This window comes from uncultured Sulfitobacter sp., assembly GCF_947499945.1.
Lineage (GTDB): Bacteria > Pseudomonadota > Alphaproteobacteria > Rhodobacterales > Rhodobacteraceae > Sulfitobacter.
This window is the reverse complement of sequence record NZ_CANMQD010000001.1, coordinates 1,488,426-1,500,745: the sequence shown is the minus strand read 5'-3', so window position 1 is coordinate 1,500,745 and position 12,320 is coordinate 1,488,426. Positions and strand designations below refer to the sequence as shown.

The 12,320-nt window shown below is 54.4% G+C and carries 9 protein-coding genes; 3 read left to right on the top strand and 6 right to left on the bottom strand.

Annotation, left to right across the window (positions count from 1 at the left end):
- Positions 1-96: 96 nt before the first annotated feature.
- The 3 genes from Q0775_RS07490 to Q0775_RS07480 are packed head-to-tail and all read right to left on the bottom strand — an operon-like array spanning position 97 to position 2,581.
- A complete protein-coding gene (locus Q0775_RS07490) occupies positions 97-495 on the bottom strand; it encodes a (deoxy)nucleoside triphosphate pyrophosphohydrolase (RefSeq protein ID WP_298858869.1) in 399 nt (132 codons plus the stop codon).
- Positions 492-1,718 carry a bifunctional glutamate N-acetyltransferase/amino-acid acetyltransferase ArgJ gene (argJ, locus tag Q0775_RS07485; protein ID WP_298858867.1) on the bottom strand — a complete coding sequence of 409 codons (1,227 nt, stop codon included), beginning with the start codon at positions 1,716-1,718 and terminating at the stop codon, positions 492-494. The genes Q0775_RS07490 and argJ overlap by 4 nt, the downstream gene beginning before the upstream one ends.
- An 8-nt stretch (positions 1,719-1,726) precedes the next feature.
- Positions 1,727-2,581, bottom strand: a complete 855-nt coding sequence (locus Q0775_RS07480; protein ID WP_298858865.1) for a peptidylprolyl isomerase — start codon at positions 2,579-2,581, stop codon at positions 1,727-1,729.
- Positions 2,582-2,757: 176 nt separating this feature from the next.
- On the opposite strand from Q0775_RS07480, the gene secA reads away from it, so the two are divergent.
- From secA to Q0775_RS07465, 3 genes are all read left to right on the top strand, one after another.
- Positions 2,758-5,457: a preprotein translocase subunit SecA gene (gene secA / locus Q0775_RS07475; protein WP_298858863.1), complete on the top strand. Its 2,700-nt coding sequence runs from the start codon at positions 2,758-2,760 to the stop codon at positions 5,455-5,457.
- Positions 5,458-5,565: 108 nt separating this feature from the next.
- Positions 5,566-6,594, top strand: coding sequence for a hypothetical protein (locus Q0775_RS07470; protein ID WP_298858862.1), 1,029 nt, complete (start codon positions 5,566-5,568; stop codon positions 6,592-6,594).
- A 17-nt stretch (positions 6,595-6,611) separates the two neighbouring features.
- Entirely contained in the window at positions 6,612-8,180 is a 1,569-nt protein-coding gene (locus Q0775_RS07465) for a phosphate ABC transporter substrate-binding/OmpA family protein (RefSeq protein ID WP_298858860.1), read from the top strand.
- Here the strand turns inward: Q0775_RS07465 and radC are convergent.
- The 3 genes from radC to dnaK form a co-directional block, all read right to left on the bottom strand.
- Positions 8,177-8,926 carry a DNA repair protein RadC gene (gene radC / locus Q0775_RS07460; protein WP_298858836.1) on the bottom strand — a complete coding sequence of 250 codons (750 nt, stop codon included), beginning with the start codon at positions 8,924-8,926 and terminating at the stop codon, positions 8,177-8,179. The genes Q0775_RS07465 and radC overlap by 4 nt on opposite strands.
- A gap of 214 nt (positions 8,927-9,140) precedes the next feature.
- Entirely contained in the window at positions 9,141-10,304 is a 1,164-nt protein-coding gene (gene dnaJ, locus Q0775_RS07455; RefSeq protein WP_298858834.1) for a molecular chaperone DnaJ, read from the bottom strand.
- 79 nt (positions 10,305-10,383) lie between these two features.
- Positions 10,384-12,303: a molecular chaperone DnaK gene (gene dnaK, locus Q0775_RS07450; protein ID WP_298858832.1), complete on the bottom strand. Its 1,920-nt coding sequence runs from the start codon at positions 12,301-12,303 to the stop codon at positions 10,384-10,386.
- Between the last annotated feature and the right edge of the window lie 17 nt (positions 12,304-12,320).

Genomic DNA, 12,320 nt, shown 5'->3' with positions numbered 1-12,320 from the left:
TGCAAGAATAGATTACAGGGAACTATCCCTGTTTCCAGCACAATCAACCAAATTGCATAAGATTGTTCCAAAATTCTTCAGGATTACCTAATTTATCTAAAGCCAGTCACGCAGAACGGCGATGAGGGGAATGTCTGCTGCTGGCATTGGGTAGTCCCGCATGTTAGTGGGCTTCACCCATTTTAGAACCTGACCTTCACGTGGCTGGGGTGTGCCTTCCCACTTACGGCATGCAAACAGGGGCATCATCAGATGGAAATCATCATATGAGTGGCTGGCAAAGGTCAGAGGTGCGAGACACGAAGCCCATGTATCAATCCCCAACTCCTCGTGCAGCTCACGAATAAGCGCAACCTCGGGCGTCTCGTTGGTTTCGACCTTTCCACCAGGGAATTCCCACAGACCCGCCATGGATTTTCCCTCGGGACGCTGCGCCAACAGGACACGCCCGTCGACGTCGATCAGTGCAACGGCCGAGACTAGGACCATCTTCATGAGCGGTAGTCGGCGTTGATGCTGATATAGCCATGGGTTAGATCGCAGGTCCAGACAGTCGCCGTGCCCGAGCCAATGCCAATGTCGACACCAATGACGATATTCTGGCCTTTCATGTGTGCCGTTGCCGCTTCCTCTGAGTAGCCTTCGCTGCGAAACCCATTCTTGGCCACTTCGACCTCGCCAAAACGGATGCTGAGGCGGTCCCGATCTGCTGCTGCGCCTGATTTCCCCACGGCCATAACGACACGGCCCCAGTTCGGATCTTCGCCTGCGATAGCGGTTTTTATCAGCGGCGAGTTAGCGATGGACATGGCATGTATCTTAGCCTCTGCATCGCTGCCTGCACCGGTCACAACAATTTCGACAAATTTGGTTGCACCTTCACCATCGCGCACGACCTGATGTGCTAGGTCCAGCATCACGCTGTGCAACGCCTCCGCAAAATCTGAATTCCCATCCACAGCAACACCGCTTGCTCCTGTCGCGGCCACAATTAAACTGTCGGAGGTGGAAGTATCGCTGTCTACGGTGATCGCGTTAAAGGTCTGTTCGTTGCTTTGAGAAACCAGAGCCTGCAAGGCGTCTTGGCAAATCAGGGCATCGGTAAAGATATAGACAAGCATCGTCGCCATATCGGGCGCAATCATTCCAGAGCCTTTTGCGATACCAGCGATGGAAACAGTTTTCCCGTCAATCTCGATCGTTGCTTTCGATCCCTTGGGGAATGTGTCGGTCGTCATGATTGCTTTTGCAGCGGCTTCGATGCTGTTGGCGTCACCCGTTTGGGAAAGAGCATCCAGAACAGCAGTGATGCGATCATGTGGCAACGGCTCCCCGATGACACCGGTGGAGGAAGTGAACACACGCGTCTGCGGCAGGTCGCAAACACGCGCTACCGCCGCTGTAATCGCCTCGACCGACGCAACTCCGCCCTTGCCTGTAAAGGCGTTGGAGTTGCCGGAGTTGACCAAAATTGCCGCCGCCTCGTCACTGGCCAGACCCAGCTTTGCCTGGCAATCCAGTACGGAAGCTGAGCGAGTTGCCGAACGCGTAAATGCGCCAGCAATAACAGTGCCGGGGATCAGGGTCGCAAGCATAACATCTGTGCGGCCCTGATATTTCACCCCTGCTACCGCCGTTGAGAATTTGACACCTTCGATGACTGGTAATGCAGGAAACGCGGCGGGCGCCAGAGGAGAGACGGCGGTTATCTTTGCCATGGTTTTGCTTACTCCAGCACGTTGACTTGTTTGATGACAGAAGGGTTTACACTTTCGGCACCGCTACGATCGACGTTCGCTGCTGCGGTCACTTCTTCGATCTTTGACTGTGCGCGAATCTGGCGAATCTGAAGCTCGATCTGATCGCGTACTTCTTCCAGAGTGGGCGCTTCGGGAATGCGAGTCTCGTTCAGACGAATAACGTGCCAACCGAACTGTGTTTTTACGGGAGCAGAAATGGCTTCTGGCTCCAGTGCAACTACGGCCTGTTCAAATTCTGGCACCATCGCACCCTTGCCGAACCAGCCAAGCTGCCCCCCATTTGGACCAGAAGGTCCAGTCGACTTTTCACGTGCAACTGTTGCAAACTCGGCGCCACCCTCAAGAGCGGCGACAACTTCCAACGCCGCTTCTTCTGTCTCTACCAGAATATGCGATGCATTGTACTCAGGCTCCTGATCAACAACACCATAGTCAGCGTCATAGGCGGCTTGTACTTCTGCTTCGTCGAGGGGGCCTTCCATGATCTCGTTGACGGCCTCACCTGCAGTAAGTGAGCGGCGCTCGTTCTCGATCTGGATTTCGACACGACGGGGCAACTCGCCGGTGAATTGCTGCTCCAGCGCGGACTGTTGCACTAATTGGTCGAGGATGCCCTGGAACAGCACGTCGTCGGGAAGTTCCTGATACTGTTGTGGCAGACTGGCCCATGCCACAATCATGTGACCTACCGTGATCTCAGTGTCGCCAACTGTTGCAACAACAACAGATGGATCGGCTGTTACAGCTTCTTGCGCAGAAACAGGCAGGGCAAGTGCGGCGGCAAATGCCAGTGGTGCCAGAAAAGTGAGTCGTTTTTGCATGGATCGTCCTATCATTCCGGCAGTATCTGTCCGGTTACATTGACTTGCTACATGGTGGCCCTTACATCGCTGTTGGGCGCGGCGTAATGCCACCATTCTCCCCTTCTATTTATGGACTGGGTGTTTGCGGGGCAAGCAGATCGCGCAATAGAATTTAAACTTCGGCTGGAGATCGCATGCTGGGACTCGGAAAAATCACCAAAAAGGTATTTGGATCGCCAAATGATCGCAAGATCAAGGCCGCCCGCCCATTGGTAGAGAAGATCAACGCCCTTGAGGCGGAGTTCCAAAAGCTCAGCGATGAGCAGATCAAAGATAAAACTGAGGAGCTGGCAACACGCGCGCTGAAGGGTGAGAGCCTTGATGATCTGCTGCCCGAGGCATTTGCAAACTGCCGTGAGGGTGCGCGCCGCACCTTGGGTCTGCGGGCGTTTGACACACAGTTGATGGGCGCGATCTTCCTGCACCAAGGGAACGTGGCTGAGCAGAAGACAGGTGAAGGTAAAACGCTCACCGCGACATTCGCCGCCTATCTCAACGCGCTGACGCACAAGGGCGTGCACATCGTCACCGTGAACGAATATCTGGTGAAACGTGATGCAGAGTGGATGGGCAAAGTGTTTGCCTCGCTGGGCCTCACCACCGGCTATATCATCCCGAATATGCCCGATGATCTCAAGCGCGCTGCCTATGATTGTGACATCACCTACGCGACCAACAATGAACTTGGCTTTGACTATCTGCGCGACAACATGAAGGCCGAGCTGAGCGAAATTTTCCAGAAGCAGCACAACTTCGCCATCGTAGATGAGGTCGATAGTATTCTCATCGACGAAGCGCGGACGCCGCTGATCATTTCCGGCCCGTCCGACGATCGTTCCGACATGTATCTCACGATTGATACTGTAATCCCGACGCTGGTGCCCGAGCACTATGAGCTTGACGAAAAAACCCGCAACGTGACCTTCACCGATGAAGGTATCGAGTTCCTCGAAGAGCAGTTGCGCGCCCGTGAAATGCTCGAAGAGGGCATGACCCTTTATGACCCCGAAAGCACATCAATCGTGCATCACGTCAATCAAGGCCTGCGTGCGCACAAACTGTTCGAGAAAGACAAAGACTATATCGTGCGCGACGGTGAAGTCGTCCTGATCGACGAATTCACAGGCCGCATGATGTCTGGCCGTCGTTTGGGCGATGGCCTGCATCAAGCAATCGAGGCTAAAGAAGGCGTCGAGATCAAGCCAGAGAACATTACGCTGGCGTCCGTCACTTTCCAAAACTACTTCCGCCTCTATGACAAGCTGGCGGGCATGACGGGCACTGCGCTGACCGAAGCTGACGAATTCATGGAGATTTACGGCCTTGGCGTTGTCGAAGTGCCGACCAACGTGCCAATCGCCCGTATCGATGAAGATGATGCCGTATATCGCACAGCCGCCGAGAAATATGCGGCGATGATCGAAAAGACGAAAGAGGCCCATGGTCGTGGGCAGCCGTGCCTTGTCGGGACAACGTCCATCGAAAAGTCCGAGATGCTCAGCAAAATGCTTGAAGCCGAAGATATTCCGCACAATGTTCTGAACGCCCGCCAGCACGAGCAGGAAGCACAGATTGTTGGTGACGCTGGTAAGTTTGGCGCCGTTACTATTGCGACAAACATGGCTGGACGTGGCACCGACATTCAGCTGGGCGGTAACGTCGAGTTGAAGGTCCTCGAAGCATTGGCTGCCGATCCAGAAGCTGATCCCGTTGAACTGCGCACGCGGATCGAGGCGGAGACGGCAGACGAGAAGAAGAAGGTTCTGGAGGCTGGTGGCCTTTACGTTCTGGCATCTGAGCGTCACGAGAGCCGCCGTATCGATAACCAGTTGCGCGGCCGTTCTGGTCGTCAGGGTGATCCGGGTCGTTCCGCATTTTTCCTGTCGCTTGAGGATGATCTCATGCGCATCTTCGGCTCCGAGCGGTTGGAGAAAGTCCTGACCACCTTGGGCCTGAAAGAAGGCGAAGCGATTATTCACCCATGGGTGAATAAATCGCTGGAGCGTGCACAGGCGAAAGTCGAAGGCCGCAACTTTGACATGCGCAAGCAGCTGTTGAAGTTTGACGATGTAATGAACGAGCAGCGCAAAGTCATCTTTGGCCAGCGCCGCGATATCATGGAGAGCCAAGACCTCCACGAGATTACCGAGGATATGCGCCACCAGATGATCGACGACCTGATCGATCAATATATGCCTCCTAAAACATATGCGGACCAGTGGGACACCGAGGGCTTCTATGCCGCGGTGATCGAACAGTTGGGCATCGATGTTCCGGTAATTGCATGGTGCGAAGAGGATGGCGTTGACGACGAAATCATCCGTGAGCGTTTAATTGAAGCGACTGATAAGCTCATGGCGGAAAAAGCTGAAAAGTTTGGCCCCGAGAACATGCGCAACATCGAAAAGCATTTCTTGCTTCAAACTATTGATGCCAAATGGCGTGATCACCTGCTCACGCTTGAGCATCTGCGCTCGGTTGTTGGTTTCCGTGGCTATGCCCAGCGTGATCCGCTTAATGAGTACAAGAACGAATCGTTCCAACTGTTCGAAGGTATGCTTGATAGCTTGCGTCAGGACGTGACCCAGCGGTTGTCACGAATCGAGCCTGCGAGCGAGGAAGATCAGCGCCGCATGATGGAACAGATGGCTGCCCAGCAAGAAGCAGCGGATGCAGAGGCAGATGATGCATTAGCAAGTGCGGCGCCATCTTTTAACCCTGACAATGGCTTTAACGAAGATGACCCGAAAACTTGGGGCAATCCTGGCCGAAACGATCCATGCCCCTGCGGTTCAGGTGACAAGTTCAAGCACTGTCATGGCCGCCTGACCTAAGAGAGTTAACTTAAAAACGTCACATTTACAGCGCGGGGCTGCCCTATTGCGGCCCCGTTTTGCTACGATAAGCGGACCTGAGCTATTCCATAGCAAGGGACCGAGATCATGAAGTACCGTAAGGAAATCATCACAACTGCTGGAACGCTGGCCTGTGCAGTCGGGATCGGCTTCTTCATGCAACAGGGCACGTCAGTGCCTGATCCTGAATATCAAGGTGCTACTTTGATCAATGCGGACGCTGCGGTGTTGGATGTCGAAGAAATTATCCTGACCTCTGCTGAATTTGCTGAAAGTATAACAGCGCCAAAAGTTGAGGAAGCTGTGACACTTGCGGCGGCGCAAGAGATCGCTGCACCCGCAGAACCAGACCTACCTATGGTGCAAGCAGACTCTATGACTGTTATGCCTGATCAGCTTGCAATGGATACACCTCAGGCCCAGCCAGAAGTACCTTGTGAGATAACGGCCAATGCCCGCCCAGTGGCGGCTGCGATGGTAAACCTGACTTTGGCCGCATCCTGCCTGCCAAACGAGCGAGTAACTGTCCATCACTCGGGTCTGCTGTTCAATCAAGTAACCGATGATACTGGTGCATTTGGCCTCACCATTCCAGCGATGGCGAAGGACGCTACATTTGTGATCGCGTTTACAAATGGTGAAGGTGCCGTTGCGCAAACAACGGTTGAAGAAATATCTGATTTTGACCGCGTAGCACTCCAGTGGAAGGGCGACACCGGATTTGAGCTTCATGCTCGTGAATTTGGCGCTGACTACGGCGGTGAGGGCCATGTTTGGGCTGGTGCAATGCGAGACATGACATATGCCGTTACAGGTCAGGGTGGGTATATTCAACGTTTGGGTGATCCCGAAATTCCTGATGGTCTGCTGGCTGAGGTCTATACCTTCCCTGCAAGTGCCGCGCAGAGTTCAGGCGATGTTGCCCTGAGTGTTGAAACCGAAGTGGGTAGCAACAACTGCGGTTTGGAGATTGAGGCGAAAACGCTACAGACGTTTAGCGGCAAAGATATCACATCCCGAGATTTGACGCTGTCAGTTCCGGACTGCGACGCTACAGGGAACTTTCTAGTGTTGAATAATCTCTTCGAAGACCTGAAAGTTGCTACAATTAACTAACGCAACGCCGAGGTCCCATGATCAGAGTGATAGGTGCGGCGGTTTTCGCCGCACTATTCTTGTTTGGAACAACCCTGTCAGTTATTGCACAGGACATTACGCTCACCTCGCGCGACAGCAAGGTGGCGCTGAGTGGGACGTTGCTTGGCTTTGACGGGGAGTTTTATCGTCTCCAGACTGAATATGGTGAACTGACTGTCGACGGGTCTGGCGTGCTGTGTGAGGGGCCTGGATGTCCCAATTTGCAGGATTTTGTGGCCGAGCTTTCTATTTCGGGGGCACCCACTTTAGGGGCTGTTGTTATGCCTGCGTTGATCGAAACATTCGCGCAAAAGCAGGGGTACACAACTGAGCGTGAGGCGGGCGAAGATCCCACTACCTTTACCTATTTGATCCGCCGCGCCGATGATGGAAAACTAACGGCGCGTTTTCATTTTCGGGTTACGAATACGGATGAGGGTTTCGCCGACCTGCTGGCGGATGAAGCAGATATTGTTATGTCACTCCGTGAGATTCGTCCCGAAGAGCGTCGACGTGCCCGTGAAGCGGGAATGGGGGATATGACTGGCATAAATCGGAGTCGCGTGTTGGCGCTTGATGCGATCGTGCCAGTGGTGTCTGGAAACAATCCTGTGCGTGGGATTTCACCCGCCGATCTGGCGCTGGTTTTGGCAGGTAAGATCACTAATTGGCAAGATTTGGGCGGCCCTGATGTGCCGATTGACCTGCATTTGCCAGATTCTGCTTCGGGTTTGGGGCAGGCGATTGCAGATCAGCTTTTGCGTCCCTCAAACCTTATAGAGTTTTCCAAAGAGGCGACGCGCCATCCAAGTCCCACTTCGCTTTCCGATGCTGTTGCAGCGGATACATTTGCCCTTGGACTGACCAGCTATGCAGACCGGGGGAACACGCAGGCATTGATGCTCACGGGTGCGTGTGGATTTTCGATGCAGGCGTCGCGCCGAACGATCAAGACTGAGGATTATCCGCTGACTGCGCCGATGTTTCTGTATTTTCCTGCACGACGGTTGCCGCGGCTTGCACGTGAGTTTCTCGCGTTCACGCGGGGTCCTGCTGCGCAAATTGTGATCCGCCGCTCCGGTTTCGTCGATCAAACGCCTGAAGAGATTGCAGTGGAGGAGCAAGGAAACCGGTTTACCAACGCGATTACACAAGCGGGGGTCGAAATTACACTTGGTGAATTACAGCGGATGACCTCAACGCTGACTCCTATGGCGCGACTCAGCACATCGTTTCGGTTTGAGGCGGGATCGGTCCGTTTGGACGCGCAGTCCCGATCGAATGTGCAGCAGTTGGCGCGGGCGCTGGAGGTTGGTCAATATGATGCACGGAGGTTGCTGTTTGTGGGCTTTAGTGACGGAAACGGTGCCGCAGAGGCGAACCGCGAGATTGCATTGCGTCGCGCTGACGCCGTACGCCGCGCCGTAAGTGAGGCGGCTGTCACGGCTAATCTGGGGCGCGTCGAATTGGGGGTTGATGCTTTTGGAGAAGCAATGCCGATGGCTTGTGATGACAGCACGTGGGGGCGCCGTGCGAACCGCCGTGTAGAGGTCTGGGTGCGCTAAAGATAGCCCTGCGCGCGAAAGCTGAGCTCTTGGGATTTCCCGATAATCAAATGATCATGGAGTGTCAGGCCAAGTGCCTCACAGGCGGCATTTATCTGGGCTGTCATGTCGATATCGGCTTGTGACGGAGTAGGGTCACCAGAGGGATGATTGTGCACTAGGATCATCGCAGATGCGTTAAGTTCGAGCGCGCGTTTGGCCACTTCGCGTGGATATACTGGGACGTGGTCAACGGTACCTTTGGATTGCTCCTCGTCCCCGATCAGCATGTTTTTTCGATCAAGAAAGAGCACGCGAAACTGTTCTGTCTCACGGTGTGCCATGACGGTATGGCAGTAATCAAGCAGGCTATCCCAGCTTGATAATACATAGGTGTGCATGACCTTTGAACGGGCCATGCAATGAGCCGCAGCCTCTACGATCTTTAGCTCTGTAATAACGGTATCACCAATACCTTTTACATCGCGCAGGCGTGCTTCTGGTGCGGTGAGCACGCGGTTAAAATCACCAAATTGGGCCATCAGAGCATTGGCAAGCGGTTTGACATCGCGGCGGGGAATGGCGCGAAACAGGATCAGTTCCAGAAGCTCGTATTCGGGCATGGCGGTGGCCCCGCCCGCCATGAAGCGCGTGCGTAGGCGTTGTCTGTGATCCGCGATATAGGAAGGCTGTTTGCCTATCACTGGAAGCGTGGTGATGGCTTCATCCATCAGGAAGGGGAGCGGTTGTTCATCAAATAAGGTCATAAGACGAACATGCGACAGCTTGGTTAGAAATTGATTAACGCTGATGTCAAAACAGAGGTGCCATGCGTACACCCCCGTACACCGTGAGGTCGACACGAAGCTGACGTATGAGCGGCGTTGAATGCTATTGGGGAAAGCGGTGGGATGAGTTTATTGGCCAATGAAGGAAGCCCTACGACGCGCCAGCATGAGGCGACGCGCCGTTGGAATCGGTTTAGCCTTTCATCGATTCCCAGAAGGATTTGACGGAGGAGAAAAAGCTGCTGCCTTCAGGGTTGTTCTCTTCTGAAAGTTCCTCGAATTCGCGCAGAATTTCTTTTTGGCGGGAGGTGAGGTTTACAGGCGTCTCGACTGCCAGTTCGATAATCATGTCACCTGTTGCTCCGCCGCGTAGGTGTGGCATGCCTTTGCCCCGTAGACGCATTTGTCGACCCGACTGGCTCCCTGCGGGGACTTGAACGCGGCCACGGCCCCCATCGATGGTCGGTACTTCGATGCTGCCGCCTAAGGCCGCACTGCCCATTGTGACCGGAACCCTGCAGAACAGATTTGGACCATCACGCTCGAACAGCTCATGCTCTTGGACCTCGATAAAGATATAGAGATCGCCCGAGGGTCCGCCGCGCATGCCTGCTTCGCCCTCGCCAGCGAGGCGGATACGAGTGCCAGTCTCCACGCCTGCGGGAATGTTGACGCTGAGTGAGCGGTCTTTTTCCACGCGACCCGCGCCGCGGCAGGATTTACATGGATTTTTTATGATTTGACCCAATCCCGAACAGGTGGGGCAGGTGCGTTCAACAGTGAAAAACCCTTGCTGCGCACGAACTTTTCCCATTCCAGAGCAGGTAGGGCAAGTGGTGGGTTCTGCGCCGCCTTCGGCTCCAGAACCACTACAACTATCGCACGCGACAGATGTGGGGACGTTGATTGATTTTTGCAGACCTGCAAAGGCGTCCTCAAGTGAAACACGTAGATTGAAGCGTAGATCAGAGCCACGCGCAGCGCGTCTGCCGCCGCCCTGTTGGCCGCCGCGTCCACCCATGAAATCACCGAACAGGTCGTCGAAAACATCAGAAAATGCAGAGGAAAAGTCGCCCTGTCCGCCGCCGCCAAAGCCGCCACCGGGACGTCCGCCACCGCCGCCCATGCCACCCTCAAATGCAGCGTGACCGTAGCGGTCATAGGCAGCTTTCTTGTCAGGGTTTTTAAGCACCTCATAGGCCTCGTTGGCTTCTTTGAATTGTGCTTCTGCGTCAGGTTTGTCTGCGTTGCGGTCTGGATGCAGCTCTTTCGCTTTTACGCGATAGCCTTTTTTGATCTCGTCGGCGGATGCGCCTTTGGCGACACCGAGGATCTCGTAATAGTCACGTTTTGCCATGAATAGTATCCTTTACAGGAACGTGAAGGGCCGGCCCGTCTTATCGGACCGGCCCTGTCATTGGTTCCGCTGGGCGGATTTACGAGCGCTTGTCGTTGTCGAGGTCTTCGAAATCAGCATCGACGATGTCATCGTCTGCGCCCGCTTTCGGCTCCTCGTCAGCGGCTGCTGCCATGTCATCTTCGTTCGCGTCTTGCGCGTTTTTGTAGATGGCTTCACCCAGCTTCATCGCGGCCTCTGTGACGTTCTGGATACCGGATTTGATCTTATCGGCGCTGTCTGTTTCCAGTTCGTCTTTGAGCGCTGCAATAGCCAGCTCAATCGCTTCGACGGTTGTCGGATCGACCTTGTCGGCATGCTCTTCCATCGATTTCTCGGTGGAGTGGATCAGGCTCTCGGCTTGGTTCTTCGCTTCAATCAGCTCACGGCGTTCTTTATCCGCATCAGCATTCTCTTCTGCATCTTTTACCATTTTCTCGATATCGGCATCGGACAGACCACCGGAGGCTTGGATGGTGATTTTCTGTTCTTTACCAGTGCCTTTGTCCATTGCCCCTACGGATACGATACCGTTGGCGTCAATGTCGAAGGTTACTTCGATCTGGGGCATGCCGCGTGGGGCAGGCGGGATAGATTCGAGGTTGAACGCGCCGAGCAGTTTGTTGTCGGCGGCCATTTCACGCTCCCCCTGGAAGCAGCGGATGGTCACGGCGTTCTGGTTGTCTTCCGCAGTCGAGAAGATTTGTGATTTCTTCGTTGGGATTGTGGTGTTGCGGTCGATCAGACGAGTAAACACGCCGCCAAGGGTTTCGATACCCAAGGAGAGAGGTGTCACGTCCAACAGCACCACGTCTTTTACGTCGCCCTGCAGAACGCCCGCTTGGATTGCGGCACCGAGGGCCACAACTTCGTCAGGGTTCACGCCCTTGTGCGGTTCTTTACCGAAGAATTTGGTCACTTCTTCAATGACGCGCGGCATGCGGGTCATACCACCAACCAGCACAACTTCGTCGATGTCGGACGCTTTGAGGCCTGCGTCTTTAAGCGCTGCGGCGCAGGGTTTCATAGACGCTTTGATCAGATCGCCAACGAGGCTTTCCAGTTTGGCGCGGGTCAGTTTCATCACCATGTGAAGTGGCTGGCCGTTTGCGCCCATGGAGATAAACGGCTGGTTGATCTCGGTCTGGCTGGAAGAAGACAGTTCGATCTTGGCTTTTTCAGCGGCTTCTTTCAGGCGCTGAAGGGCCATTTTGTCTTTTGTCAAATCGACCGAGTGCTCTTTTTTGAACTCATCCGCGAGGTAGTTGACGATGCGCATGTCAAAGTCTTCACCGCCGAGGAATGTGTCGCCGTTGGTGGATTTCACTTCGAACAGGCCATCGTCGATCTCGAGGATGGTGACGTCGAATGTACCGCCGCCGAGATCATAGACCGCGATGGTTTGTGTGTTTTCTTTGTCGAGGCCATAGGCCAGGGCCGCCGCAGTTGGTTCGTTGATGATGCGCAGCACTTCGAGACCGGCAATTTTACCAGCGTCTTTTGTGGCCTGACGCTGGGCGTCGTTGAAGTATGCAGGCACGGTGATAACCGCCTGTGTCACTTCCTCGCCGAGATAGGACTCAGCGGTTTCTTTCATTTTGCCCAGAATAAACGCGGAGATTTGCGACGGGGAGTATTTCTCACCCTTGGCTTCGACCCATGCGTCGCCGTTTCCGCCATCAATCACGTTGAAGGGGATGTTTTTCTTGTCTTTGGCAAGATCGGCATCGTCATTACGACGGCCAATAAGGCGCTTTACGCCGAAAATAGTGTTTTCGGGGTTTGTGACCGCCTGACGCTTGGCCGGCTGGCCCACGAGGCGTTCATCATCTGTAAAGGCTACGATGGAGGGCGTTGTGCGCGCACCTTCCGCGTTTTCAATCACGCGGGGCTGGCTGCCGTCCATGATGGCGATACAGGAGTTTGTTGTTCCAAGGTCAATACCAATTACTTTGGCCATATTTTCGATCCCTTATT